Genomic DNA, 25,988 nt, shown 5'->3' on the forward strand with positions numbered 1-25,988 from the left:
ATTACTCCTGTTCTGGCTTAATTGATTCCATGTATGAAGCAATTTGCGTTTCATTCATTTCACCAGTAATAATTTTTTCTACTTTACCTTCTGGATTAATTAAAATGGTAGCAGGTAATAGAGTGACATTATAAGTTGTCATGACGTCTTTCGTTTCATCTATTGCTACAGGGAAATGAACACCTAAACCTTCAATAAAACTTTTCACTTCAAATTCAGTTTGGGCAATATTTACTGCTAACACTTCTACACCTTGTTCTTTATAGATGGCATATTGATTGGACATCGCAGGCATCTCTTTTTTACAAGGCTCACACCAAGTACCCCAAAAGTTTAAAAAGATTCCTTTTCCTTCGTAATCAGAAAGTCGATGTTTTAGATTACTATCATATAAATCAACAAGTTCAAAGTCTGGTGCCACATCGCCTACTTGAAGAACTTCAACCTCTTCTTTTGTTGCTGAACTATAAACTGTGTACACAATTGCAGCAAGTAGGACAACAAGGATGATCCCACGTGTAATAGAACGTTTCTTTTTCTTATCCACAATCGGTTACCTCCTACAAAAACTATAAAATCTTTTCTATTATAGCAAACTTCATTTTCTGTTTTTCCCTTGATTATGACTAAAGTTTGAACGTTATCACTACTTACTCAGTGTTAATCGATTTTACCAGTATCTGCAAGCACACGTAACAATTTTACTTCATGCTTTGTTAATTGACGGTATTCACCCGGAACAAGACCACCTAAGTCTAAAAAGGCAAAACGCTCTCTTTTTAGTTTCACTACAGGTGTTCCAATCGCTTCAAACATGCGACGTACTTGTCGGTTTCTTCCTTCATGAATGGTAATTTCGCAAATTGCTTTTCCAGCTTTTTCGTCAAATGAAGTCATACTCACTTTTGCAGGGGCTGTTTTGCCATCCTCTAATTTAATCCCACGTTGTAATTTTTTTAATCCTTCAATTGTTGGTACACCTTTTACACGGGCAATATAGGTTTTATCAATTTTAAATTTAGGGTGTGTCATTTGATAAGCAAATTCCCCATCATTTGTCAGTAATAATAAGCCCGATGTATCATAATCAAGGCGTCCTACAGGAAAAATACGTTCCGTTACATGTTTCTTGAATAAATCCGTTACTGTTTTCCGTCCTTTATCATCTGTAACAGCAGAAATCACACCACGCGGCTTATATAATAAGAAGTATACTTTATCTTCTTTTTCTAGTTTAACCCCATTTACTTCAATTGTGTCAGAAGTGGAAACTTTTGTTCCTAATTCTTTTACGACCTTCCCATTGACCTTTACTTTTCCTTCTAGAATTAATGCTTCGGCTTTTCGTCTCGATGCAACGCCCGCATAAGCAATCACTTTTTGTAATCTTTCCATTTTATCTCACCTTGTCCATTTCACGTTTTATGAATCTGTTGAAAATTATGTCACAATCTGTCGCAATATTAAAGGAAAATAGCTTAATTCATAAGTAATTTCATTATTTTAAAAAAGTACAGATTAATTTTCCTGAATACCAACAACGGCACACGCAATTGTAAATTATTCCATATAATACTATTTGAAGATGTAAAAAAAATTATACTCAAAATAATCTGACTTCTTATTACTTGTAAATTAGTTTGTGCTTAACATACAAAAAATAAGACTGCTTAATGTGCAGTCCTAAAAGAGTTTAACGTTATTTAAATAATAAGGTTTCATCTTTTATACATTTTTTCCATTACTTGATATCCACTCTTGTTGCGTATATACTTTCATTCTTTAACATGACATGCCAAATGCCAAACTCGTCCTGTTTTCTTGAAAGATGTAAAACATTTTGAAGTTCTTTTTCTTCTTCTGGTTTTAACAATATACTAATCGGTTTTTTTAGTTCAATTGTTTTATCCTCTGTCGCTTTATACTCCCCTTTTTCCGCTACTGTCACATAGTCGTATTCTGAAAATACTTTATTTGCAAGCGATTTATGTACTTGCCAGTCATTGGATTCGCTTAACGTCACGACAACTACCTTCTTGCCATCTTCTTCAAAATAGGTTGCTAATGTTCGTCCAGCTACTTTTGTAAAACCTGTTTTCCCTGCTAACGCTCCTACTTGTTGACGAAGTAATTTATGTTTATTTTGCCACGTTACTCCGTTTTTTGAAGGACTTTTATAATTGATAGTTGAAGCAATCTTTCTAAATTTTTCGTTTTGCATAGCAATACGTAACATTTGGGCAGTATCATAGGCAGAAGAAAGATGTAAATCATTATGAAGGCCGGATGGGTTTGTAAAATACGTATTATCTAATCCATATAAATACGCTTTTTCATTCATCATATCTGCAAAGCCTTCAATCGAACCACCTGTGTGCTCAGCTAAAGCATAGGCTGCATCATTGCCGGATCGAAGCATTAATCCGTATAGTAGCTCTTCGATGGTTACCTTTTCACCTGGTTCTAAATAAATAGAAGAACCTTCACTAAGTGCTGCTTGTCTCGTAATCTCAACTTCTTCGTCTAACTCATTATTTTCAATGGCTATAAGAGCTGTCCACATTTTCGTTAAACTGGCAATTGGCATTTGTTGATGCACATTACTACCTAATAGTAACCTACCAGTATCCGCATCGATGACAGCATAAGATGCGTTTGCCGCCTGTGTTACAGAAAAAAAGATTAAAAACGAACAAATACTAGCAAAAAATAGTTTGGTCAACCTTTTCAATAAGCCACTCCTTTTACAAATTACTATAAGAAAAGCGAAAGGCGCTGGCGAAAGCTCTGAAGGTTCTTTCGATTAAGCTCATGCCTGTAGCTAGTCGCTATTCAAAACGAAACGATTTATACTTTTCTCATTCCGCATTAAATGCTTCTTGGAACTTTGTCATAAATAAATCCGTTTCTTCATTATCATCAAGTAGTTCACCTTCTGGCAATGGAGGAAGTTCTTTAATATTTTCTAGTCCAAAGTAATTTAAAAACTCTTTTGTCGTACCGTAAAGAATTGCACGACCAGTCCCATCTGCTCGTCCAACCTCTTGGATCAGGGCACGAGAAATTAGGGTTTGAATTGGGCGTTCACTTTTTACACCGCGTAAATCTTCAATTTCGACTCTTGTAATTGGCTGCTTGTACGCTATGATGGCTAATACTTCTAATGAAGCTGTGGAAAGTACATGACTATTTGGATTTTCTACAAGCTTTTTAATCGTTTCTGCCATTTCTGGTTTTGTTGTAATTTGATATGTACCTGCTAACGTCTTTAACGTAATACCTCGTTCTTCGTTGTCATTATAGTTCGTTTCGAGCTCACTGAGGGCCGCTTCAATTTCCATCGTTTCCACTTCTAAAATTTTAGATAATTGGTTAATTGTTAAACCATCATCACCAACTACGAAAAGAAGGGCTTCAATTTTGCTCATCAATTTGTTCAAGTTCATCTAAAGTTGCCTCCTTCTGCAAAGTGACGGTTAAATCTTCAAAGTTATGTTGTTGTTCAACAAAGACAACATGGCGTTTCATTAACTCGAGTAATGATAAAAAGGTTACGATAATCGTTGCTTTGTCTTCATAAGGAAAAAGGTCCGAAAAACTAGATTTCCCCCCATGTAGTTTTAATGAATCAATAACAGCGACCATTTGCGCTTTTACAGAGATTTCTTGCCTCGCTACTCGAGTAGATAACGGCTTTTTCAGTTGCTTACGACGAAGTAATTTTTGAAAGGCACTTAACATATCGTAAACATTCACATTTGCATCAAAGAGAGCAAGTTGTTCATCAGGTGTAAAAGCAGATAAATCACTTGGAGGACGCGTAAACACTTGAGCTCTCTCTGCTTCGAGGGTTTTTAATTCCGTTGCGGCTTCTTTATATTTTTTATATTCGATTAATTTTATTACAAGTTCTTCACGTGGATCAGGTCCGTCCACTTCGAATTCAGCATCTTCCATTTCTCCTTCATGGATAGGAAGAAGCATTCGACTTTTTATTGCTAAAAGTGTAGCCGCCATAACAAGATATTCACTTGCTTCATTTAGCTCGAGTACTTTCATCGCATGGATATGATCTATATATTGTGCTGTTAATTCTGCCATTGGAATATCGTATATATCAATTTCCAAACGGTTAATTAAATGTAATAATAAATCAAGAGGTCCAGTGAAGGCTTCTAATTTTACTTCATACATAGGTCAACCACCTGACGTTTGTTGTTCAACTAGGCGAATCCTTAGAAAAGCGAAAGCAGCTCGCGAAAACTGGAGACTTTCAAATTCCTAAATGAAAAATAGCCTACATTTCAAATTTTAGTATAGAGGAAAGAGGTATAGAATGCATCCATTGTTTCATTCATTGTTTGTCGATTATTGTACATATTTCAATGGCAATCAAGATTATTTCGAATGCCACGAAGTATTGGAAGAATATTGGAAAGAATGTGCACCTGGCGATAAAAATCACCCATTGGTAGGATATGTCCAATTGGCTACAGGCATGTATCATTGGCGCCGAAATAATAAAAATGGTGCTAGAAAAATATTAAAAAAAGCGTTAAATAACTTTTCTAAAAATGAGTTATCACCGTTTTTTGCATTTATAGATTATGCGAAATTATATCGTGACTGTGAAAATTGCATTGCGACGATCGAAAAAGATATGCCTTTCCAGCTCATTAAGTTAAGCATTACGAACAAAGAGCTTTCTACTATCGTTAATGAAAAAATAAAAGAACTTCCTATACTTTCTACAGAATATCTTCTTCATAAACATATGCTTCGCGATCGTTCAGATATTCTTAAAGCACGGGATGAAAAAATAAGAAGAAGAGGCTGACGCTAAATTAGTCGTCTGCCTCTTCTAAAATTGGTAAACATTTTTCGATAAAAGGTACCGTATCTTGGTTTGCTTTTATCTCTTTATATTGACCTGTTTTTTGTAGTTCTTTAAGCATTTTGATGGCTATTCCTTCTCCACGATACGAAGGTATAACAGTTATATGTTGTATTGTCGCAACATGATCCTCATCTAAAATTCCAACAATCCCAATATATTCTTCATCTTTTTTCCATAAGAATAAGTGCCAATTGTCAACTTGTTCATATGTTTGAATCGTTTCCATCAAACGTTTAACATCTTTTTCTTGTGGCATAAATGATAGAAGACCCATTGCTATTTTTTCTAAAGATTTTTTATAGCGAATTAACATGAATAACATTCCCTCATTTTCTATCGGTACAACATCTTTAAATATCCTACACGATTTAAGCTAGAGATGCAACTTTATTCCCATAAACTACCATGTTATGTAATTTACTCTAAAGATGTATTTGGGATGATGACATAAAGATAAAATAACGCCCAAGCTAAACAAAACACTAACATAATGCCTAGAAGCCACCATTTAGATAGTTTCACTTTCATTTTGTATTACCCTCGATTCAGTGTAAAAGGAAGATCATTCTGCACAATGTTCTCATATGATTCTCTTTGAATTGCAAGCTGGTGCTGTCCATTCTCTACAAATACTACTGCTGGGCGTGGCACACGATTATAGTTTGAAGCCATTGAATAGCCATATGCACCCGTACAGAAAATAGCTAAAGTATCGCCTGGTTCAGCTGTTTGTAGACGAGCATCCACGATTAATTTATCGCCAGACTCACAAAGTTTACCAGCTACCGTATATGTACTTTCCTTTTGTTCATTCGCTTTATTCGCAATCACTGCTTCGTACTTTGCATCATATAATGCTGGACGAATATTATCACTCATCCCACCGTCAACAGCGATGTACTCACGAACATTTGGAACTGTTTTTTGTGAACCAACTGTATATAAAGATGTACCAGCATCCCCAACAAGTGAACGTCCTGGCTCAATCCAAATTTCAGGTAAGTTTAAGTTTAACTTTGCACAAAACGCTTGAACCGTTTTAATCATCTCTTCTACATAAACTTGTGGTTCAAGTGGTTTGTCCTCTTCCGTATAACGAATACCGAAGCCTCCACCTAAATTTAACACTGTGCACTCAAAACCATATTCTTTATTCCATGCACCAATTTTTTGCATTAATTTTTCAGCAGCTAAACTAAAGCCATCTGTTTCAAAAATTTGTGAACCGATATGACAATGTAAGCCCAGTAGTTGTAGGAATTGGTGGTCTTTTACTTGTTGGAACGCTTCATCTGCTTGTCCATTATTTAAGTCAAAGCCAAATTTCGAATCCGCTTGTCCTGTCGTAATGAAGTCATGGGTATGCGCCTCCACACCTGGAGTAACACGAAGTAAAATACGCATTGATTGTTGTTTAATTTCTGAAATTTGTTTTAATAAATCAATTTCATAGTAATTGTCCACTACGATACAACCAATTTTTGTATCAAATGCTAATTCTAATTCAGCATAAGATTTGTTGTTGCCGTGGAAATGAATTCTTTCAGCAGGAAAACCAGATTTAATTGCTGTATATAACTCCCCGCCAGATACAACATCTAAAGATAAGTTTTCTTCTTGTGCCAGTTGATAGATCGCCACACAAGAAAAGGCCTTTGATGCATAGGCCACTTCAGCTTTCACATCTAATTTTTTGAATGTTTCGATAAATCCACGTGCGCGATCGCGAATTAATTCAAGATCATAAACGAAAAGTGGAGTGCCGTAAGAATTTGCAAGCTCTACTGCATCAACTCCACCAATCGTTAAATGTCCATTTTCATTAATTTTTTGAGTTCCGTATAAGTGCATATTTTTCTCCCCCGTTGCAAGAAAAGCGAAGAACGCTCGCTTAAGCTCCGACAGACACTGTAGACTTTCGACTAGCATGCTTGCATGCGTAGGAGGAAGTTAAAGTGGCCAAGGAGCTAGCGTTCGTAGCTAGACACTATTCTTAAAATCTAAAATCACCTTATGATGAACTTTATCATAGGAATAGCCTTTCACGCAACGATTGATTATGCACGTTTTCTTTGTTTTGCACCGACAAGATAAGGTCTGATTGCATCGTCTGCCATTGGGAAACGGATGAATACTCGTGTAAATGCTTTTGGAAAGAATGGAACAAGCGGCCACATGTACGGAACTTGCATTGGCTTGAGTGCACACAAGTAGGAGAATATTAGGAATAGTGATATAAAGAATCCACTCACTCCTGCGACGGCGGTGGCAATGATAATGAAAAATTGGAAATACTTCATTGCAGAACTAAGCTCATAGGTCGGAATCGAGAACGAGAATATGGCCGTTACCGCTGTGTACAATACGACTTCCGGCGAGAACAATCCAACATCAATGGCAATTTGACCAATGATAATACCAGCCACTAAACCCATTGCGGTAGATAAAGGGGTTGGCGTGTGTATTGCAGCGATCCGCAAATATTCTAACCCGAGGTGCGCAATGATTATTTGTAAAAACAATGGTAATGTAGATTTTTCTTTGGAGCCAATAAACTCCAATGCTTTTGGTAAATATTCTTCATGGGTGGCGAGTAAATACCAAATTGGCAACAAAGTTAAAGTCAAAATAGCAGCTGTGTATCGTAGCAATCGAATGCCTGTACCGATAAATGGGGCTTGTCGATATTCTTCTGCATGTTGTAATAGGTGAAACATTGAAATCGGCACAATAATGACAGAAGGAGACGTATCGACAATAATTGCAATATGTCCCTCTAACAAATGGGCGGCAACGATATCGGGTCTTTCGGAATACCTAACAAAAGGCAACGGGTGGAATCTTTGTTTAAAAAGCCATTCCTCAAGAGATTTGTCGGACATCGTTAACCCATCATGTTGAATCTCTTTCAACCTTTTTTTAATCCACTTTAAATGCTTCGTGTTAACAATATCTTTCATATACGCAATGGCCACATCGGTTTGCCCTAAAGTAGATATTTTGTGCAGTTCAAAACGTAATTGAGGATCGCGAATTCTGCGTCGAATTAATGCCGTGTTTAACATAATATTCTCTGCAAAACCATCACGCGAACCTCGAATTACTTTTTCATTATCCGGTTCATCTGGTTGACGTCCTGGATAGCTTCTTAGCTCCAATACATACCCATAGCCACTCTGTGTAATAATACCGACTTGGCCACTTAAAACGCCTAGTAAAAATTCATTTTTATCTTTTGGTTCAGATTTACCATAGAAATTAAAATGATTATTAAAATATTCTGCCTCATCTTTAATTTCTTGCTTGGAATCTACGCCATGACTAACATCATATAAAAGAGGTGTTAGTTGAACGGTTATCGTAGCTCCATCTACCAACCCACTAATATAAACACAAAGAATCGGTAAATCTCTTACATGAAGATCCTTAATACAAATATCGAAGGACTCATCTTTACCAAATTTACCGTACAAAAAATCTTTTGCTTCATCTAAAGATGCAAATATTTTGTTACTCATTTATTCACCGTCTTTTTTGTAGTTCGTGATGAATTTGTATCCATCCAAGACTTAAGTTGCGCTAAAATTTTCTTTTCTAAACGCGAAACTTGAACTTGGGAAATTCCTAACCTTTCTGCAATATCGGTTTGTGTTAAATCTAAGTAATATCTTAAATAAATGATGGCTTGTTCTCGTTTATCGAGTTTTGTCAGTACTTCCTTTAACGGAATATAATGAAACGGCAATTCGGACTTTTCATCTTTCATTTGATCCATTAAAGTAATGGAATCCCCTTCAGATTCAAATAATTGTTCATGAAGTGATGCCGGATCCCGCATTGCATCCGTTGCAACGAGGACTTCATCTTGCGTTACGCCTAAAATTTCAGCAAGTTCGGATATGGAAGGCGGTTTTTCATTCGTTTTTAAATATTCATCCGTTGCGTGACGAATTTTATAATTTAACTCGCGAATAGACCGACTTACCTTTACCATCCCATCATCCCGTAAGAAACGCTGAATCTCCCCAATAATCATGGGTACGGCGTAAGTAGAGAATTTCACATCGTAGGATAGATCAAATTTATCAACAGATTTCATTAGTCCAATACATCCGATTTGGAATAAATCTTCAAGCTCTACTCCCCGAGAAGCAAAGCGTTGCACAATCGACCAAACGAGCCGTGTATTGCCTTCAATCATTTGTTTTCTTGCTTCAACATCACCAGATTGAGCTTTGCCGATAAGCTCGCGCATTTCCTCCTGTGTCAACAAAACATTGGACGGCTGTTCGATTGTCCTCATCCCCCTCACTTCTATCAAATACAACTGTATTTGCGTCCATAATTTTTTAAAAGCTGCAATGCTCTAACAGAAACAAAACTGGTTGGAAACTCAGAAAACATGACTTACGAAATTTGAGGCATTTTTACTGAGTAAAATTTTTTCGAAAAAGTAATGACCGTTCCAACATTTGGCTCGGATTCTACTTGCAAATCATCTGCAAAGCTTTCCATAATCGTAAAGCCCATGCCCGAACGTTCCATTTCTGCTTTTGACGTAAATAATGGCTCCATCGCTTTCTTTACATCAAAAATACCTTTTCCATTGTCTTTCACAGCGACTGAAACAATATCGCCCTCTCGCACTGCATGGACTGTGACTAACCCTTTTCCATCCTCGTCATAGCCATGAATAATAGCATTCGATACAGCCTCTGAAACAATTGTTTTAAACTCTGACAGTTCGTCAATCGTTGGATCAAGCTGTGCAACAAAACTCGTAATGGCCATTCTCGCAAGACTTTCATTTTCACTAATCGCTACAAATGAAAGCGTCATTTCGTTATCCATTCACAATCCCCCTTGCATGTAAAATTGCATCTGCCTCCGTGCCATCCATCATAAAAGATGCAAGACCTGAAAACTGGAATATTTTTTTCATTGTATTTGATGGGTTCAAAATGATTGTTTGTCCATTCACTGCGTTTAGTTCTCTCATACGACCTAAAATTAAACCAACACCTGAACTATCCATAAAATTTAGACGTTCTAAATTCCAAATAATTGTGGTTAAGTTTCCTTGCAATATCGTTTTGGAAATGTGGTTTCGAATTTTTTCAGTTTCATGGTGATCAAGTTCACCGTATAGCCTGATGACTGCTATATCATTTAGGTGCATATTTATTTCATAGTTCATATTGTTAGTTCGCCTCCTCTTATGCGCTTAATTCCACAGCAATTAGTAAAAATCCTTTTTGGCTGACAAGAGTAGAACTAATTCGCTGAAACTAGTGAAAATACGACAATATCAAGCGCAATATTACTTAGGAATATGGCTTTTTAATGAAGATTAACAAGCTTCGTATAGAGAAACACAGTCATTCATGATGATAGTAGACAAAATAATCGAAAACTCGAACCTCAATGATTAACACAAAATTACTTAGAGGTTTGAACAAAAATAGTATGGAAAAAGGAGGGCTATTTTAAACATAAAAATTGGATTCCACACCATGTTTTGTCATAACCAACTACTTTTTTCACATAATAAACACTCTCGACATAAACGGAAAATTTTATACAAAGAAAAAAGAGGCAATCTCAATTTGAGAAATGCCCCATCGTTTACTCTTATTCAACTACCAAATATTACAAATTGATATACTTCTTTGGCTTGATCAGTATTCCAAAAATCCTCATTTCCCGCTCTAACAATCTCGTTGGGCAAGACCACCCAAGAGCAATCAAAATTTGTTTTAAACGCTGCTTGACGGGTTAGATTTTGTGTCACAATAAAGAGTGTCACATCTTGCACACCAAATAACGATCCCCATCCACTTAGCGACAATGTTCTTAACGAATTGTTGTTGTCATCACAATCTAATTTTTTATTCTGTGCAAAAGGAATTTTGATCGCATCTTTTTCTAGGAAGTTCATAATTTTTTCTCGAATTGCTTTCTCTTCTTCTAGTGAATTTGTACTATGTGAATCTTCTTTTAAAAAGAATCCATTCGTAGACTCAATTGTTTTTGAGGACATCCGATTTACGTTCTTAATTAACTCACTCAAACTAGCTAAATTATACACACCGAAGTTTTGAATTTCCCCAGAAGAACCATTCTTATAGGATTCCACATGAAATCCTCTTTCTCCCCAATTCCACGTTTGAAATGGGAGTACAAGAACGTATAGACCTTCACCACACCCATTGGCTATATGAATTTGATTATTACTAGATTTATATTTCAAACTACCATCCCTCACCATAGACTTAAGTCCTAATAATTGGATAGATAAATTATGAAATATCGAAATAAACATTTCAAATAAAATTTTCTTACAAGAAACTTACAAGGATTTTGGTTTCCCCCTTTTTTTAATGTTATTAAAAATCCCTCTATTTTAAGTCATTTTCATTCTATTCAAATTTAAATAGACTTAATCTCTAGACACTCTCTATAATTAATATGAATTAAATGGCAACTTAAACCAAATTATTACAAATTTAAACATCAAAATAGAGCTTGAATCATTTGGGGGTACGCAATTGAACATACAGAAAATTCTATTTCTTTTATTCAGTTTTGCTCTTCTATTAATCATTACTGTTCTTTTACTACATAATGATCAACCATTTTTCGCTTCACAAGGTACGCTCAATCTAAATGAAACGCCATTTCGTGATGACAAGATGACTTCACTTGATGGGCAATGGGAGTTTTATGAAGGAACGTTATATGAACCGAATGATTTTACAAATGGGGTTCGTGAAAATGTAGAATGGATGCATGTTCCAGGTAAATGGTCAGCTAATGCAGAAAAACAAGGAATTGGCACCTATCGACTCGTTATTAACAACGTACCAACAGATCAAGTTCTTGGAATAAAAAAGCAGAACATTCGGAGTGCAAGTAAAATTTTTATTAATGGCGAATTGGTAAGCGAAGAGGGGAATGTCACAAAGGAACACGCAAATTATATGGAAGGAAATTATCCAAAGTTAATTTTCTTTGAATCCGACACACAACAGGTCGAAGTAATTATTCAAGTATCCGATTTTTACTATACTAGTGCAGGGATTGCGAACTCAATTTATTTCGGTGAACAAGGCACTTTAGTCACCCGTAGTTTCAAAAAAGGAATAGTGGAATTAGCGATTCTTACTGTTTTACTAACGATTGGTTTGTTATATATTCTTTTGTATCTTTTCGTGGAAAGGTATCGTAGAAAGGAATTTTTCATCCTTGCTTTCGCTTTATCGTGTATCTTTTTTGCCTTGATTAATCTCTGTTTAGGTGAACGAACGAGGAATAGGCATTTCCAACATTAATAAAAGATTAGCGAAATCTTATCGTACACAATTACTCGTTACCAGTGAACAAGGATTATGGACGATGGTAAAGTTTGAAATACCATTACTTTAAGAAGGAAGGTTCCTCTTTATGCTCAAAGCAGTAATCGTTGATGATGAATTGCTCGTCGCCAATTTCTTAAAAATGCAATTAGAAAGCACGGGTTTAGTTACTGTAATTGGCCAGTTTCAAAAACCTACTTGCGCACTTAAAGAAATTCCAACATTAAAGCCTGATGTTGTGTTTCTGGATATTGAAATGTCTGGAATGAATGGGATTGAACTTGGGACAAAGCTCCTCACCAAATGTCCAACATTAGAAATCATTTTTGTCACTGCATATAACCAATATGCCGTTGATGCTTTTAAGCTAAACGCCATTCATTATCTATTAAAACCAGCTAATGATAATGAACTTCAGGAGGCGCTTGAAAGAGTAATAGAAAAAAAGAATTATCAATTAATTGTCAAAGTAAGTGAAGATATTAGAATTGAACTCATAGGGCATATTCGTATTTTACAAAATCATAATGAAGTTCGATTAAAGTGGTCGACAGTTAAGGTAGAAGAGTTATTTGCCTTAATGATTCTTCACCGTAAGAACGGCATTGAAAAATGGCAAATCATTGAAAAACTATGGCCTTCTCTGGAAATGAAAAAAGCTGAACAAAATCTTTATACAACTATTTATCGACTGAAGAAAAACTTACTCGAAAGCGGCATACATATAAAAATTGAGAATGTAAAAGGGAAATATTTTCTCGAGCTCCCCAACTGTACCATAGATTTAGACGAATATGATTACATTGATAAATCCGTACTTTTTGGGGATAAACAATATGCTTGGGTTGATACTTTGACTATTTAAATCCATTAAAATAAGCACAGTTCTTCAATTATGAACTGTGCTCCTACTATTAACTAATTTTTGTCGTAGCTAATTCTTCACATTCCTTAAATGCAAAATGCTTACAACCAAGACAAGCGTTTCGATTTAAGCAGCCTATTGCTCGATTAATGGCTTCTCCCGTATGCTCATAGAAATTTTGTTCGCCAATTTCTTTCGTCAGTCCGTTTTGATCCATCGTTTGTTTTAAGGATGGACGAACTTCAGATACTAAGAGTGTTCCACCATGGCTTTTAAAATCCTTTACGATATTACGGAAATATTCCTCCCCAGTTGTATCGATAAACGGAACCTTCGTCAACCGTAATATGAGTACACTCGGCTTGACATGGATAGATGATAAAATGGATTGTTCAAAGCTTTGCGCTGCACCAAAGAATAGTGGTCCCTCAATTGTATAAATACTTACTTGCGGGCAATCATGGGATGGACTTACAACATGAGGTAGCACCTTTCCATTGCTGCTTTCATGATCTGGCAGCACCTTTGAAACGACTAACATCTCACTCATGCGCTTTGCAAATAGAATGATTGCTAGTAATAGCCCCACTTCAACAGCCACTGTTAAACTAGTAAATACTGTTAATAAAAACGTAATGACTAGAACAATAGAGTCACCTGATTTTAATTTTAATATATGGGCAAAATGTTTTCGTTCACTCATATTCCACGCAACCATCATTAACACGGGCGCTAATGAAGCAAGAGGAATATGAACGGCTAATGGCGCAAAAACGAGTAATGTTAATAAGACAAACAACCCATGAATCACACCAGACATTGGTGAAGTAGCACCCGATTTAATATTCGTTGCGGTACGTGCAATGGCCCCTGTTGCTGGAATGCCTCCAAAGAATGGTGTTATAATATTCGCAATCCCTTGTCCAATTAATTCCCGATTGCTGTTATGCTTACTATTTGTCATCCCATCTGCCACTACTGCAGATAATAGGGATTCAATTCCCCCAAGCATGGCAATGACAAATGCCGGTCCAATGAGCATTGAAATACGTTCAAATGTGATTTCAGGGATTCCGAATTCCGGTAGTGTGTTTGGAATCGCCCCATAAGTGGACCCAATTGTAGCTACTTGTCCACTAAAGAAAATAGCCGTTAGAACAGCTGAAACGACAATTCCAACAAGTGCCCCTGGAATTTTTGGCAAAACTTTTGGTGTAAGTAACATCACGACAAAACAAATCGCAGCAATGAATACACTGTATAGATTGAACGTGTTTAAGTGACTAACAATCTCTTTCATGTTGTCTATGAATCTTTCATGCTGTTTAATCCCAGTTAAGCCTAAAAAATTTGATATTTGCCCACTAAAAATAATGACGGCAATCCCCGCAGTAAACCCGATTGTCACCGGTCTAGGAATAAATTTAATTAACACACCTAGTTTAAAGACGCCCATCAAGACGAGCATTACTCCAGCCATCAAACCTGCTACTAACAGATTTTCATAGCCGTAAGAAATAACAATACCTAATAGAATTGGAACAAAGGCACCCGTAGGACCTCCTATTTGGTATTTTGATCCACCTAATAAAGAAATTAGTATCCCTGCAATGATTGCGGTATAAATTCCGTACTCTGGCTTGACACCTGAAGCAATGGCAAATGACATCGCTAGTGGAATGGCGACAATCCCCACAATTGTTCCAGATAATAAATCCTTTTTTAAATGATCAAATGAATACCCCTCAAATCTCCCTGTCCAAAACTTGCTCATGCTATCCCTTCTTTTTATAGATTTCAGAAATTTCTCTTTCATGCATAAATTCTGTATAAAATTACACTTTTCTGTATTAATCATATTCTAACATATTTTCTGAAAATAGAAAGAAAAAATTAGTAGCGTATTATATAACAATACACTACTAACTCTTCGAATCCCTATATAAATAGGCTTTATCATCTTATTAAGTGAAAATAATTTATTCTTTAATAACCGCTTTTATTAATAAAGGAGCTTCCACTTTTTCTTTTGAGATGACAATATGTTCATACAATTTATTCATAACTTCTGTTACATCTTCACTGTTCGCATGGATCGTGACAAGAGATTCCCCTTCTTGTACTTGATCGCCGACTTTTTTATGAAGAACTAACCCCACCGCTAAGTCAATTGTTGATTCTTTCGTAGCTCGCCCTGCACCAAGTAACATCGCTGCTACACCGACATCATCCGCTTCAATTTTCTCAACGTACCCACTACTTTTCGCTGGCACTTCGCATGTATATTTTGCTTGTGGTAAAAGATCCGGATTATCAACAACCGATGCATCGCCACCTTGTGCAACGACGAACTTCTTGAAGACTTCTAAAGCAGCTCCATTTGCCACGACTTCTTCAAGTAGTTTTCTTGCCTCTTCCAGCGTACTTGCTTTTCCACCGAGCACCACCATTTGGGAGCCGAGTGTATAGCACAGTTCCATTAAATCTTGTGGACCTTCACCTTTTAACGTGTCAATCGCTTCTTTTACTTCTAATGCATTTCCAATGGCAAATCCTAATGGCTGGCTCATATCCGAAATAATCGCCATCGTTTTACGCCCAACACTATTCCCAATTTGTACCATTGCATGAGCAAGATTTTGTGCATCCTCTAAAGATTTCATAAATGCACCATCGCCAGTTTTTACATCTAAAACAATGGCGTCTGCACCAGCCGCAATTTTTTTCGACATAATGGAGCTCGCGATTAATGGAATACTTGCTACTGTTCCAGTTACATCACGAAGCGCATAAAGTTTTTTATCAGCAGGTGTTAAATTACCACTTTGACCGATGACTGCCGTTTTAATATCGTTTACTTGTTTAATAAATTGTTCGTTGGAAATTTCGACATGGAACCCTTCAATCGATTCTAATTTATCAATCGTTCCGCCAGTATGACCTAAACCACGACCACTCATTTTCGCAACAGGTACTCCCACTGCTGCAACCATCGCGGCAAGGCTTAATGTCGTTGTATCACCCACTCCACCCGTGGAATGCTTGTCAACCTTAATTCCTTCAATTCCGGATAAATCGATTTGATCACCAGATTCAACCATTGCCATTGTTAAGTCTGCGCGTTCGCGATCATTCATATCTTGGAAATAAATTGCCATCATTAAACTACTGACTTGGTAATCTGGAATGGAGCCATCTGTATAGCCATTGACAAAAAAGCGAATTTCCTCAGTTGTTAATGCTTCCCCATTGCGTTTTTTTTCAATTATATCGACCATTCTCATTTTGCTTACCTCCTACTTTAAACTCGATAAGAAACTTGTTCCAAATGGTGGTACACTTACATTAAAGTTTTCCGCGATTGTTGCGGCAATATCTGCAAAGGTTTCGCGTAAAGGTAATTCGTTCCCACGTTCAAATCGTGGTGAATAGACGATTAATGGAACATATTCACGTGTATGATCTGTTCCTGGGAAGGTTGGGTCGTTCCCATGGTCTGCCGTAATCATTAGTAAATCGTCGTCCGCTAAAGCAGAAAGTACTTCAGGTAGGCGTTCGTCAAATTCTTCTAATGCCCTGCCATAACCAATTGGATCACGACGATGGCCAAAGTTTGCATCAAAGTCAACTAAATTAAGGAAGCTTATGCCATGGAATTCACGGCGTACAACCTCTGCAAATCGATCCATTCCATCTGTATTATTTTTCGTACGGATTGCTTCAGTTACCCCTTCTCCGTTAAAAATATCAGAAATTTTCCCAATTGCAATGACGTCACGACCCGCATCTTTTAATTCATTCATTGTTGTACGTCCGAATGGCTTTAATGCGTAGTCATGGCGATTAGACGTACGCGTAAAGTTTCCTGGTGTCCCGATAAACGGACGCGCAATGACACGACCAACTAAAAATTCTGGTTCTAACGTAAGCTCCCGCGCAATTTCACAAATTTTATATAGTTCATCTAATGGAACAATTTCTTCATGAGCTGCAATTTGAAGTACTGGGTCGGCTGATGTATAGACAATAATCGCCCCTGTTTCCATATGCTCTTTCCCAAGTTCTTCAATAATGCCCGTACCACTCGCAGGTTTGTTTCCGATTACTTTACGACCTGTTTTGGCTTCTAACTTTTCGATTAATTCTGCTGGAAATCCATTTGGGTACACTTTGAATGGTTTATCGATATTAAGGCCCATAATTTCCCAATGTCCTGTCATTGTATCTTTCCCAACGGACGCTTCTTGCATCATGCCATAGTAAGCTTTTGGTTGATCAACTTTTGCGATGCCTTTTATTTCACGAATATTGGATAAGCCCAGTTGCTCCATATTCGGCATTGTTAAACCGTTCATTTCTTCAGCAATATGTCCTAACGTATCCGACCCAACATCACCAAATTTTTCTGCATCGGGTGCTTCGCCAATCCCAACTGAATCCATTACGACAACATGTATTTTTTTAAAGGGTTTCATTTATTCGTCCTCCTCTTCAATACCTAATATAACCAAATTATTTTCAAAAATAAAGGTCAGACATCTGACGGGTTTGAACTTTTTATGGAGTTTTGATTCACTAGATGCGTGTGCGTGAGCGCTTAGCCCAAGTTGAGGGCATTTGCTCCAAATTGAGGGCGTTTGCCACGATTTGTGGGCACTTGCTCCATTTTCGGGGCGCTTAGCATCAGCTTTGGATCACTTACCCCAATTTTCCGAGCGCTTGAAACAAATAATCTATGCCCTCGGATGAAATTGCTTATAAACTTCAGATAGACGCGTTTTACTAATATGCGTATAAATTTGCGTTGTCGAGATGTCTGCATGGCCTAGCATTTCTTGAACAGCGCGTAAATCGGCACCGTTTTCAATTAAATGTGTGGCAAAACTATGTCTTAATGTATGCGGTGTAATTTCTTTTTTAATATTTGCATTTGTGGCATGCTCCTTTAAGAGTTTCCAACAACCTTGCCTCGTTAAACGTTTTCCTCGTTGATTTATAAAAAATGCATCAGTTTTGGGATACTTTCCTTGTAATTTCCCCCGCGCAGTTTGCAAATATAAATCACAAGCTCGAATAGCCCCTTTCCCCAATGGCACAATTCGTTCTTTTCCACCTTTTCCAAAAACGCGGACAAAGCCCATCGTTAAATGGATGTCTTCTAAATTTAACCCGATACATTCACTAATGCGCATACCCGTACCGTACAATATTTCGAGCATCGCCATATCTCGAATGCCTTGAGGTTTATCACGATTGGGCGCAGCTATTAATGCATCAATTTCTTCAGCGGATAACACTTTCGGTAATTTTTGCTCAACTTGTGGCATTTCTAAGTGAACGGTCGGATCATGATCGGTCACCTTGTCTCGCAATAAAAATTGATGAAACGAACGAATCGATGAAATATGTCGTGCAACTGTACGAGGGGAGATACCTTGATTGCGTAGGTTTTCCAAATGCATTAAAATATTTGCTCGCTCGACTTCATTTAAACTCACTAAATGTTGCTCTTTATGTAAATGATTTATATAGCCGGAAAGATCGCGTCGATAGGATGACAACGTATTTGATGATAATTGTCGTTCCACCTGTAAAAAATGAAGATAATCATCTAGTGGATCTTGAAAGTTTTTCATGTGAACTGCCCCATTTCTATATACCGTTGTTTCTATTATTTTACCATGTTCTGTATAAAAACTTTAGGAGGACACGTCATTCACAAATAATAAATCCCCTAGTACATTCACTAAGGGATGGAAATTTATTTCGTTAATTGTTTTCTTACAAAACCACCGCTATAAAAACTAGCAAAGGATAGGATATAGGTTAGCAGAACGGCACTGATAATTGAAAAGTTCCAAGAAAGCTTAACAAGATCGCCACCTAAATCTAGGGACAGATTCACACTTATTAAAAATATAATGAAACATTGTAATACAGTAAAAATGCTAGCGAAAATTGCCGTCTCTTTTAGCTTTAATTGATGAATATTAAATAACGTATAGCCACTTGCCCCGACTAACGCAATTAGAAGGAGTGTTAAGACAATTGGCGGAAGCATTGTAATCGATTCGCCCTCCATAAAGGAAAGGAGTATATTTTCATCATTGTTGCCAAAAAACCAGCGATACGTTTCCGATTGCAGTTCCGAAAACTCACTCGTCGCTGTCATATTCATTTTACCGAACATGGCCAAAAACCAAGTTATTATACTAACATAAATTGCTAACAGTCCATCTAAAGAACTTGGTATGTCTGAAGTAAGATCTTTTACTTTTGCTAGCGAACTAACATAGTGAACACAACCACCAATTAGGGTGATGGCAATAGCAAAAACGGCATATTGAATTTCTTTTCGTTCCTTATACAACTGTTGCGCAACGGACTTTCCGTAATACGAAACAATGGCAAAAAAACCAAATACAATGGTAGATAACAGTAGTGAAGTGAACAACATATCAATAATTGAAGCAGAAATCTTGAATCCTAGCGTAGCCTCTGCGAAAAAAGCTTCAAAGGTTTCTTTATAGGATTTGCGGGCGAAAAGAGAAACGATGGTCAAAACTAGCGTATACGCGCCAACTGAGTATAAAATCCCTTTATATAATCCCCAGTTGTAATGCCGCGCCATTCTACCGTAAACGATGCCTCCAATCGCTAACGACAAAATCGGGATAAATAATAAGCCCGAAAAGAGATTGTTCAACTCTCCCGACGTTTCCTCGCTGTAGCCATCTTCACCGAAAGACATATTAAAGTTCACTTTCGCGTTATGATAGAGACTAATCATTGTAGGAATCGATGTCATATTCGGAATATCTACACGGACATCCAATTCTTCGTATAAAAGGTTTTCTAATATATCCGCGTTTACAAGCGCTGCTATTAGCAACAATTCTTCATCCTGTGTGTTTAGATTTTCTTCCACAAAGGTGGATAGCGACGATTTTATGACAAACGTAGACAATATTAAGAGTAAGAAAGTAACGAGGATTGGTACAAACAATAGCTTATTCCTTTTTAAAAATTGCAGGCTCTTTTCTGATTTTGCTTTTATTTCACGTTTATTCACCGTCGATAATTTAATTTCAGGTATTGTCGTTTCCAACAATTTGTTAATGCCAATTTTCTTTTCAGTTTTCGTTAAATGTTGCGTGCCACAATAGGTGCAAAAAGCGTAACTTCGATCATTTTTCACCCCGCAGGAAAGGCAAAAATCATTCATGTTATATGTAAATTTTTTATTGGTTGGTTCATAGATTTTTTGCGCACTGTTTGGGCAATATACAAATTGTTTCGGATGATGTTCACTACAATGAATGCAGTACACTACATCCCCTCCTGCTTCACACCACAACAAGGACAATACATATGCGGTTCATCAATTAACTGTTTGCAATAATAACAATTGACTTGTGGTACTGTTGCATCTTTAAAATTTGGATTTGATGTGCCACAATTCCCGCAAAACTTCGCATTTTCCACTAACGCTTGCTGACAATTTATACAATGTTGGTTATTTGTTGATAGCTCATTTAACGTACACAACAATTGATAGATTTCGATATCTAAATTTAATAGCTGATCCGATAATTGGTGCAATGGCGTCAGATCCTCTTCATTGTGACGCAACATGTTGTTTGTCGCTTCCCCAAGTCTCACAATCAGCTCAAGTCTTTGTTCATTTGAAGCATTTAGACGTTGTTTCACATCCTTTAAATCTATCCCTTTTCGTTTATTCGTCTCAATCATCGAAACGACTCCCCCTTTGTTATTAACAGAATGTACCAAAATTTTAAGTTATTAGTTGAACTTCCAAACGATATATTAATACAAACATATTAATGGGAGGAGCACGATTATGCGTATTTGTAATAATTGTGGGAAAGAAGCCACAAATCATGACTACTTTTGTATTGAATGTGGTACACCCTTTCCACCAAGTGACGATACAACACCCGAACTTCCAATAAATGAATACCCGATAGATTCCGTTTCCATGTATTCATGCCATCAATGCGGAAAAGAAATTAAACAGAACCAAAAATTTTGTGTCCACTGTGGAACGCCAATAATAGAACCCGAACTTGAGATGGTGACCGCTGAACTTGTTCAAAGTGCTCCAAAACGATTTCAAAAAAAGAAATTTGGATTGGCGACAAAAATTACAGGTGCATCCGTCCTGATCCTTCTTATCGCGGTCATCACCACCCATCTCTTTATTGCTAAAAAAGTCGACCCCGAAGCGCAAATCGTTTTGATGAATCAATATTTTTCTCAGGAAAAGGAAGAGGACTTTACGAATCTATTTGTCTTTTCTGAGGACACGATCTACACCCCTTCCACCTTTTTTAACTATATGGAAAATGACGCATGGAATTCCTTTGCGAAAGAAGGAATTGAACGAGCCATCCAACAGTATAAATTAAAAGGGTATGCCGAACCGATCTATGATGAAGCTGGGAATAAAGTGTTCACTGTAATAGAAGAAAAGTTTTTCATCTTTTATAAAAAACTAACATTTCAATATCATCCAATTGAAGTCAAGGCTAAAACAACGAGTCATAGTATCACCTTGAAGATGGGGGAAGATGGGAGGAAAAGTATTTCTACAGAGGCTGTAGTCGTTGGAAAGTTTGTGCCAGGAAAGTATAACTATACGATCGTACTAAAAGATGAGCATTTTGAAAAAGAAGAAAAATATACTCTATCTGTTGTAGGGGAAGAAAAAAATGAACAACTGCTTGAAATCGATTTAAGTGCACATGTAACGAAACTAACATCCGATATTGAGGAGGCAATCGTTTATATTAACGGAAAAAATACAAATAAAACCGTGGCTGAAATTGAACTACTCGCTGCTCCTCTAGATAGTTCTGTAGAAATATATGCAGAGGCAAAGGAAAACGATGAAATAATCAAATCTGAAACATTACAATTAACAAAGGAACAACAGCATATTACCTTTGCGAAGATTCAACAACAACGGCAAGTGGAAAAAGAACAACAAGAAAAGCAACAGGCCATTCAAAAATTTTATGGGGACTATCGAGATTTAGCAAGAGACACTTTTTATAATTTCAGAAACAACTATAATATCGCCGTCAACTATGCGGATTTTTCCTATGTCGATCACTATTTCATCGATGGATCGCAGCTACAAAAAAATTATCAACAATTCGTCGTGGATCAAACCGGTTTAGGCTATTACTATTATGAATTTATCTCCAATGATATTTTGAAAATAGAACCATTATCTGAAAATAGTATTAAACTAACTTCGAAAGAGATTTTCAATTTTTATTCTGAAATGGATGGAAATTGGCATTATGAACGGGAGAAACAATATATTTTTGAACTGGTAAACGGCATATTGAAAATTTCAAGCATTGAAGATGTTAAAAACGTATCGAAAACAAAAATTAATTAAAAACGCTCTGCCTAAAAATTATGATTCTATTAAAAAAGGTGTACATTTGGAGGATTCCAAGCGTACACCTTTTCCTAATTTTCTTCTGTTTGTTTATCATGGCAACGATGACAAATACCATGGAATGTAAGACGATGATCTTTTATGATAAAGTTCCAACGTTTTTCGACGATGACTTCAACATCCTCTAATAAATCCTCTTGTATTTCATCTACAGCACCACATTCGATACAAACAAGATGATGATGGAAGTGCTTTGCTCCCTCTTGTCTTAAATCGTAGCGAGATACCCCGTCGCCAAAGTTAATTTTATCAACAATCTTTAATTCTGTTAATAATTCTAATGTTCGATAAACAGTAGCTAAACCAATTTCCGGTGCTTTATCTTTTACGAGTAAATAAACGTCCTCAGCACTTAAATGGTCTTCTTCGTGTTCTAATAGTACTGCAACTGTCGCTTCACGCTGCGGCGTCAGTTTGTAGCCAGCACTATGCAATTGCTTTTTTATTCGATCGATACGGCTTTCCATAAGACGCCCTCCTAAACTCACTCTATTATACCAAATGAGTAAAAGTTATTACAAGAGAGGGATTGCATTGAAAGGAAACTTCAATTTAAAAGACACAGCCTTAACATTAATTTTCATATTCTACGTTACAAAATATAATTAATAACCACGTTTTCACCCACACAAATAATAATTAACATAACAACAAGAGTTACAAAAAGCTTCTGAGCAAAGAAATATTTCCGATTGCCCCCCACCTTTTTTGAAGCATAGACCGAACAAAGCAAGAAAAGTAAGAAACAATAAACTAATTGAAACGGAAACCACCAAACACTATAAATTAACAACGATTCTTGCTGGGTTAATAGAAAAACGGAACTAAAGCCGAAGAAGGTTGCCTTCACTGCGACAACAAGGCGTGCCAATACGTGTAAATAGGGGTGGGTTGCAAAAAATAATACAAGGAGAACCCATATAACTAACGGTGCAATGGTGCCTAATATGGAAATATCTTGTACATCCAAAACTCGTGGATCTATATATCCGATTAGTTGCATGGCCTTGTCTAAAGGAAACAATTGAAAGCAAACAACTCCACTAATAAAGCTAATTGCTAGAATCACTGCAAATTGGATTATCAGTATCGAACGAAACATAAGCATTCTCCTTTCGTTGTTACCATCTTATGCTCGTCCTCTATCAATATACCCTTCGATTTTTGCTCAGATTCTAGCAATTTACTCTAAAGGTTAGTGCCATCCCTTCGAACACAAATAGAGCGCTAAAAAATTTTTTTCGCGCTCATTTTTCGTACTATATTTGCTTGATTACTTTCCTCTCTTGAGTCGCATCCAAAGCACAGCAAATGCTGTTTTGGCATCATAAATTCGTTTATTTTGTACCATCTCTTCTGCTTCATCAATCGAAACTTTTAGAATCTCTACAAACTCATCTTCATCGAGCTCAGCCTTTTCTTCAATTTCAAATAAATCTTCCGCCACATAGAGATGGATGATTTCATCGGCAAATCCAGGGCTTGTTGCGAATGTTTGAAGGTACGTTAATGTATGACACCCTAATCCTGTTTCTTCTTCTAGTTCTCTTCTAGCTGTCACTTCTGGTGCTTCCCCTGGTTCTAGTTTTCCTGCTGGTATTTCAATAATGGATCGTTCCAACGCTTTGCGGTATTGTTCAACGAGTATTAATTTCCCCTCATCTGTAACGGCAATGACTGCAACGGCACCAGGATGATTGACAATTTCACGTTTTGATTCTTTGCCGTTTGGAAGGAGCACATCATCTACTTTTAAAGAAATGATTTTCCCTTTAAAGATTTCATTAGAATGAATTGTTTTTTCTTCAAATTTTTTCATCTACAAATGCCCTCACTTGTCCTGTTTATTGTTTTCATTGTACCATTAGAGAGTGAAATTGTATGGGAGAAAGCAGGGTCGATATGAAAAAAAGAACGCTTGGAAAGAGCAACATTGAAATTACAGAACTCAGTTTAGGATGTATGTCCTTACCTACCACGGTGAATGAAGCAAGACCAGTTGTCGAGGCCGCCCTTGATTATGGTATAAATTATTTTGATACTGCAGACCTTTACGATAAAGGCATTAACGAAGAAATTGTAGGCGAAATCTTAAAACCCCATCGCAAAGATATCATTCTTGCTACAAAAGTAGGCAATCGATGGAATGATGGCGAAGAAGGCTGGCATTGGGATCCATCCCCTCGTCATATTGAAAACGGGTTAAAGGCAAGTTTAAAGCGATTGAGAACGGATTATATCGATGTATATCAATTACACGGTGGCACAATAGATGACCCATGGGATGAAATGATCGATACGTTTGAAAAGCTTAAAAAAGAAGGCTGGATTCGCGAGTATGGCATTTCCTCAATTCGTCCAAATGTCTTTACATCATTTTTACAGCAAAGCAATGCCATATCAAATATGATGCAATACAATATTTTAGATCGCCGCGCGGAAGAATGGTTCAACCTGATTTCAGAAACTAGGGCGTCAATCGTTACTCGAGGCTCAATTGCAAAAGGTTTACTTACAAATGACTGGCCAAATCGGGTTTCAAACTATATGGGGTATTCTAAGGAAGAAGTCGTTGAGGTGCTAAACAAATTACAATCAGCTTATGGGGATCTTCATGCCCTTGCGCTAGCATTTAATTTACGTAACTCAATGATTGCCTCCACTGTCATTGGCGCCAGAACAAAAGAACAATTCACTTTAAATGTGAAGGCATACGAAAAAGCACAATCCATCACAGACTTCTCGTTAGTCCACAACATCACAAAACAAGAGAAATATACGGACCATCGATGAAAAAATATATTATCGCCATTGTTTGTGTCTTCATTATTTTATTTTGTGTGTCTAGTATGTCGTATGAGCAACAAACGATTGTCCCGACACTTCAAAATGTACTTGAGGATCAACCTTTCTATCACCTTTTAAGTAAAATTCATGTATCGTACTGGGGTCAAACGATTTCTGTTGAAACGCGAGGCTATTATTATTTTGTTGAATTTTTAGTACGCAAGGGATTACATTTTGTCGGTTTTGGGTTAATTGGGGTTTTGTTCTATTTAACTTATCGCAAATTCAGGTTAAAATTCGCTACCATTTTTGCGATCATGTCTACTTTTATCGTCGCTTCCTTAGATGAATATCGCCAAACTTTAGTGGAAGGAAGAACGGGTGTTTTTCAGGATGTCTTGTTAGATACAGCCGGGGCAGTTTGTTTTGTTTTCCTATTTAAGATTTGGCTAGTTTTAGTTGATGTTTATAATGAAAGAAGTATTAGAAAAGCGCAAGGCAATCTTTAAATGGTTGCTTCGCGCTTTTTTGTGTTTGGCGGGTATTTTGCGAAAGTTGGCGGATAAACCCAACTTTTTGGCGGGTATTTCG

The 25,988-nt window shown here is 36.8% G+C and carries 27 protein-coding genes; 6 read left to right on the forward strand and 21 right to left on the reverse strand.

Annotated features, from left to right (window positions below; genetic code table 11):
• Position 1: 1 nt before the first annotated feature.
• The 5 genes from resA to EK386_RS04970 all read right to left on the reverse strand — a co-directional run bounded on the left by resA (position 2) and on the right by EK386_RS04970 (position 4,194).
• The gene (resA, locus tag EK386_RS04950) at positions 2 to 547 is read right to left on the reverse strand and encodes a thiol-disulfide oxidoreductase ResA (protein ID WP_126657927.1); all 546 of its coding nucleotides are present in this window, start codon (positions 545 to 547) and stop codon (positions 2 to 4) included.
• A 113-nt stretch (positions 548 to 660) separates the two neighbouring features.
• Positions 661 to 1,395, reverse strand: a complete 735-nt coding sequence (locus tag EK386_RS04955; protein ID WP_126657928.1) for a pseudouridine synthase — start codon at positions 1,393 to 1,395, stop codon at positions 661 to 663.
• 346 nt (positions 1,396 to 1,741) lie between these two features.
• Positions 1,742 to 2,731 carry a D-alanyl-D-alanine carboxypeptidase family protein gene (locus EK386_RS04960; protein WP_246027582.1) on the reverse strand — a complete coding sequence of 330 codons (990 nt, stop codon included), beginning with the start codon at positions 2,729 to 2,731 and terminating at the stop codon, positions 1,742 to 1,744.
• A gap of 127 nt (positions 2,732 to 2,858) precedes the next feature.
• Positions 2,859 to 3,446, reverse strand: coding sequence for an SMC-Scp complex subunit ScpB (gene scpB / locus EK386_RS04965; RefSeq protein ID WP_126657929.1), 588 nt, complete (start codon positions 3,444 to 3,446; stop codon positions 2,859 to 2,861).
• Positions 3,415 to 4,194, reverse strand: coding sequence for a segregation/condensation protein A (locus EK386_RS04970; RefSeq protein ID WP_126657930.1), 780 nt, complete (start codon positions 4,192 to 4,194; stop codon positions 3,415 to 3,417). The genes scpB and EK386_RS04970 overlap by 32 nt, the downstream gene beginning before the upstream one ends.
• A 142-nt stretch (positions 4,195 to 4,336) precedes the next feature.
• Between EK386_RS04970 and EK386_RS04975 the strand changes: the two genes are divergently transcribed.
• Positions 4,337 to 4,837 carry a DUF309 domain-containing protein gene (locus EK386_RS04975; protein ID WP_126657931.1) on the forward strand — a complete coding sequence of 167 codons (501 nt, stop codon included), beginning with the start codon at positions 4,337 to 4,339 and terminating at the stop codon, positions 4,835 to 4,837.
• A 7-nt stretch (positions 4,838 to 4,844) separates the two neighbouring features.
• Here the strand turns inward: EK386_RS04975 and EK386_RS04980 are convergent, their stop codons facing one another.
• The 7 genes from EK386_RS04980 to EK386_RS05010 form a co-directional block, all read right to left on the reverse strand.
• Positions 4,845 to 5,210: a GNAT family N-acetyltransferase gene (locus tag EK386_RS04980; RefSeq protein ID WP_126657932.1), complete on the reverse strand. Its 366-nt coding sequence runs from the start codon at positions 5,208 to 5,210 to the stop codon at positions 4,845 to 4,847.
• Positions 5,211 to 5,431: 221 nt separating this feature from the next.
• Positions 5,432 to 6,748 (reverse strand): diaminopimelate decarboxylase, encoded by a 1,317-nt coding sequence (gene lysA, locus EK386_RS04985; protein ID WP_126657933.1) that lies wholly within the window; start codon positions 6,746 to 6,748, stop codon positions 5,432 to 5,434.
• 206 nt (positions 6,749 to 6,954) lie between these two features.
• Complete coding sequence (locus EK386_RS04990; protein WP_126657934.1) at positions 6,955 to 8,415, reverse strand: spore germination protein; 1,461 nt, start codon at positions 8,413 to 8,415, stop codon at positions 6,955 to 6,957.
• Positions 8,412 to 9,200, reverse strand: coding sequence for a SigF/SigG family RNA polymerase sporulation sigma factor (locus EK386_RS04995; RefSeq protein WP_126657935.1), 789 nt, complete (start codon positions 9,198 to 9,200; stop codon positions 8,412 to 8,414). Before EK386_RS04995 ends, EK386_RS04990 begins: the two co-directional genes overlap by 4 nt.
• A gap of 104 nt (positions 9,201 to 9,304) precedes the next feature.
• Positions 9,305 to 9,748, reverse strand: coding sequence for an anti-sigma F factor (spoIIAB, locus tag EK386_RS05000; protein WP_126657936.1), 444 nt, complete (start codon positions 9,746 to 9,748; stop codon positions 9,305 to 9,307).
• Positions 9,741 to 10,094: an STAS domain-containing protein gene (locus EK386_RS05005; RefSeq protein WP_126657937.1), complete on the reverse strand. Its 354-nt coding sequence runs from the start codon at positions 10,092 to 10,094 to the stop codon at positions 9,741 to 9,743. The genes spoIIAB and EK386_RS05005 overlap by 8 nt, the downstream gene beginning before the upstream one ends.
• 438 nt (positions 10,095 to 10,532) lie before the next feature.
• On the reverse strand, positions 10,533 to 11,147 hold the full coding sequence (locus EK386_RS05010) for a hypothetical protein (protein WP_126657938.1): 615 nt from the start codon (positions 11,145 to 11,147) through the stop codon (positions 10,533 to 10,535).
• Positions 11,148 to 11,445: 298 nt separating this feature from the next.
• On the opposite strand from EK386_RS05010, the gene EK386_RS05015 reads away from it, so the two are divergent.
• Positions 11,446 to 12,228: a hypothetical protein gene (locus EK386_RS05015; RefSeq protein WP_126657939.1), complete on the forward strand. Its 783-nt coding sequence runs from the start codon at positions 11,446 to 11,448 to the stop codon at positions 12,226 to 12,228.
• 112 nt (positions 12,229 to 12,340) lie between these two features.
• The gene (locus tag EK386_RS05020; protein WP_126657940.1) at positions 12,341 to 13,117 is read left to right on the forward strand and encodes a response regulator; all 777 of its coding nucleotides are present in this window, start codon (positions 12,341 to 12,343) and stop codon (positions 13,115 to 13,117) included.
• Positions 13,118 to 13,166: 49 nt separating this feature from the next.
• On the opposite strand, the gene EK386_RS05025 is transcribed toward EK386_RS05020, so the two are convergent.
• The 6 genes from EK386_RS05025 to EK386_RS05050 all read right to left on the reverse strand — a co-directional run bounded on the left by EK386_RS05025 (position 13,167) and on the right by EK386_RS05050 (position 20,869).
• Entirely contained in the window at positions 13,167 to 14,891 is a 1,725-nt protein-coding gene (locus EK386_RS05025; protein WP_126657941.1) for a SulP family inorganic anion transporter, read from the reverse strand.
• 205 nt (positions 14,892 to 15,096) lie between these two features.
• Entirely contained in the window at positions 15,097 to 16,401 is a 1,305-nt protein-coding gene (locus EK386_RS05030; RefSeq protein ID WP_126657942.1) for a pyrimidine-nucleoside phosphorylase, read from the reverse strand.
• 12 nt (positions 16,402 to 16,413) lie between these two features.
• Positions 16,414 to 17,592, reverse strand: a complete 1,179-nt coding sequence (gene deoB / locus EK386_RS05035; RefSeq protein ID WP_126657943.1) for a phosphopentomutase — start codon at positions 17,590 to 17,592, stop codon at positions 16,414 to 16,416.
• Positions 17,593 to 17,850: 258 nt separating this feature from the next.
• On the reverse strand, positions 17,851 to 18,753 hold the full coding sequence (gene xerD, locus EK386_RS05040) for a site-specific tyrosine recombinase XerD (protein WP_126657944.1): 903 nt from the start codon (positions 18,751 to 18,753) through the stop codon (positions 17,851 to 17,853).
• Between the two features lie 125 nt (positions 18,754 to 18,878).
• On the reverse strand, positions 18,879 to 20,447 hold the full coding sequence (locus EK386_RS05045; protein ID WP_126657945.1) for a zinc ribbon domain-containing protein: 1,569 nt from the start codon (positions 20,445 to 20,447) through the stop codon (positions 18,879 to 18,881).
• Positions 20,447 to 20,869: a zinc ribbon domain-containing protein gene (locus EK386_RS05050; protein WP_126657946.1), complete on the reverse strand. Its 423-nt coding sequence runs from the start codon at positions 20,867 to 20,869 to the stop codon at positions 20,447 to 20,449. Before EK386_RS05050 ends, EK386_RS05045 begins: the two co-directional genes overlap by 1 nt.
• A 109-nt stretch (positions 20,870 to 20,978) precedes the next feature.
• Here EK386_RS05050 and EK386_RS05055 point away from each other — a divergent pair, with 109 nt between their 5' ends.
• Positions 20,979 to 22,547 carry a zinc ribbon domain-containing protein gene (locus tag EK386_RS05055; RefSeq protein WP_126657947.1) on the forward strand — a complete coding sequence of 523 codons (1,569 nt, stop codon included), beginning with the start codon at positions 20,979 to 20,981 and terminating at the stop codon, positions 22,545 to 22,547.
• A gap of 74 nt (positions 22,548 to 22,621) precedes the next feature.
• Here the strand turns inward: EK386_RS05055 and fur are convergent, their stop codons facing one another.
• The 3 genes from fur to EK386_RS05070 form a co-directional block, all read right to left on the reverse strand.
• A complete protein-coding gene (gene fur, locus EK386_RS05060; protein WP_126657948.1) occupies positions 22,622 to 23,077 on the reverse strand; it encodes a ferric iron uptake transcriptional regulator in 456 nt (151 codons plus the stop codon).
• A gap of 125 nt (positions 23,078 to 23,202) precedes the next feature.
• Entirely contained in the window at positions 23,203 to 23,712 is a 510-nt protein-coding gene (locus EK386_RS05065; RefSeq protein ID WP_126657949.1) for a hypothetical protein, read from the reverse strand.
• 171 nt (positions 23,713 to 23,883) lie between these two features.
• Positions 23,884 to 24,429 carry an NUDIX hydrolase gene (locus EK386_RS05070; RefSeq protein ID WP_126657950.1) on the reverse strand — a complete coding sequence of 182 codons (546 nt, stop codon included), beginning with the start codon at positions 24,427 to 24,429 and terminating at the stop codon, positions 23,884 to 23,886.
• 83 nt (positions 24,430 to 24,512) lie between these two features.
• On the opposite strand from EK386_RS05070, the gene EK386_RS05075 reads away from it, so the two are divergent.
• Together EK386_RS05075 and EK386_RS05080 are read left to right on the forward strand one after the other, a co-directional pair.
• Positions 24,513 to 25,403 carry an aldo/keto reductase gene (locus EK386_RS05075; RefSeq protein ID WP_126657951.1) on the forward strand — a complete coding sequence of 297 codons (891 nt, stop codon included), beginning with the start codon at positions 24,513 to 24,515 and terminating at the stop codon, positions 25,401 to 25,403.
• Positions 25,400 to 25,906, forward strand: a complete 507-nt coding sequence (locus EK386_RS05080) for a VanZ family protein (RefSeq protein ID WP_126657952.1) — start codon at positions 25,400 to 25,402, stop codon at positions 25,904 to 25,906. Before EK386_RS05075 ends, EK386_RS05080 begins: the two co-directional genes overlap by 4 nt.
• Positions 25,907 to 25,988 lie beyond the last annotated feature (82 nt).

The sequence above is a fragment of the Lysinibacillus antri genome (genome assembly GCF_003977595.1).
Classification (GTDB): Bacteria; Bacillota; Bacilli; order Bacillales_A; family Planococcaceae; genus Ureibacillus; species Ureibacillus antri.

Excerpts from the sequence above, each read along its gene's own strand:
- EK386_RS04955 (WP_126657928.1), bottom strand. The coding sequence starts at position 1,395 with ATGGAAAGATTACAAAAAGTGATTGCTTATGCGGGCGTTGCATCGAGA.
- scpB (WP_126657929.1), bottom strand. The coding sequence starts at position 3,446 with ATGAACTTGAACAAATTGATGAGCAAAATTGAAGCCCTTCTTTTCGTA.
- EK386_RS04970 (WP_126657930.1), bottom strand. The coding sequence starts at position 4,194 with ATGTATGAAGTAAAATTAGAAGCCTTCACTGGACCTCTTGATTTATTA.
- EK386_RS04975 (WP_126657931.1), top strand. The coding sequence starts at position 4,337 with ATGCATCCATTGTTTCATTCATTGTTTGTCGATTATTGTACATATTTC.
- EK386_RS04980 (WP_126657932.1), bottom strand. The coding sequence starts at position 5,210 with ATGTTAATTCGCTATAAAAAATCTTTAGAAAAAATAGCAATGGGTCTT.
- lysA (WP_126657933.1), bottom strand. The coding sequence starts at position 6,748 with ATGCACTTATACGGAACTCAAAAAATTAATGAAAATGGACATTTAACG.
- EK386_RS04990 (WP_126657934.1), bottom strand. The coding sequence starts at position 8,415 with ATGAGTAACAAAATATTTGCATCTTTAGATGAAGCAAAAGATTTTTTG.
- EK386_RS04995 (WP_126657935.1), bottom strand. The coding sequence starts at position 9,200 with ATGAGGACAATCGAACAGCCGTCCAATGTTTTGTTGACACAGGAGGAA.
- spoIIAB (WP_126657936.1), bottom strand. The coding sequence starts at position 9,748 with ATGGATAACGAAATGACGCTTTCATTTGTAGCGATTAGTGAAAATGAA.
- EK386_RS05005 (WP_126657937.1), bottom strand. The coding sequence starts at position 10,094 with ATGAACTATGAAATAAATATGCACCTAAATGATATAGCAGTCATCAGG.
- EK386_RS05020 (WP_126657940.1), top strand. The coding sequence starts at position 12,341 with ATGCTCAAAGCAGTAATCGTTGATGATGAATTGCTCGTCGCCAATTTC.
- EK386_RS05025 (WP_126657941.1), bottom strand. The coding sequence starts at position 14,891 with ATGAGCAAGTTTTGGACAGGGAGATTTGAGGGGTATTCATTTGATCAT.
- EK386_RS05030 (WP_126657942.1), bottom strand. The coding sequence starts at position 16,401 with ATGAGAATGGTCGATATAATTGAAAAAAAACGCAATGGGGAAGCATTA.
- deoB (WP_126657943.1), bottom strand. The coding sequence starts at position 17,592 with ATGAAACCCTTTAAAAAAATACATGTTGTCGTAATGGATTCAGTTGGG.
- xerD (WP_126657944.1), bottom strand. The coding sequence starts at position 18,753 with ATGAAAAACTTTCAAGATCCACTAGATGATTATCTTCATTTTTTACAG.
- EK386_RS05050 (WP_126657946.1), bottom strand. The coding sequence starts at position 20,869 with ATGATTGAGACGAATAAACGAAAAGGGATAGATTTAAAGGATGTGAAA.
- EK386_RS05055 (WP_126657947.1), top strand. The coding sequence starts at position 20,979 with ATGCGTATTTGTAATAATTGTGGGAAAGAAGCCACAAATCATGACTAC.
- fur (WP_126657948.1), bottom strand. The coding sequence starts at position 23,077 with ATGGAAAGCCGTATCGATCGAATAAAAAAGCAATTGCATAGTGCTGGC.
- EK386_RS05065 (WP_126657949.1), bottom strand. The coding sequence starts at position 23,712 with ATGTTTCGTTCGATACTGATAATCCAATTTGCAGTGATTCTAGCAATT.
- EK386_RS05070 (WP_126657950.1), bottom strand. The coding sequence starts at position 24,429 with ATGAAAAAATTTGAAGAAAAAACAATTCATTCTAATGAAATCTTTAAA.
- EK386_RS05075 (WP_126657951.1), top strand. The coding sequence starts at position 24,513 with ATGAAAAAAAGAACGCTTGGAAAGAGCAACATTGAAATTACAGAACTC.
- EK386_RS05080 (WP_126657952.1), top strand. The coding sequence starts at position 25,400 with ATGAAAAAATATATTATCGCCATTGTTTGTGTCTTCATTATTTTATTT.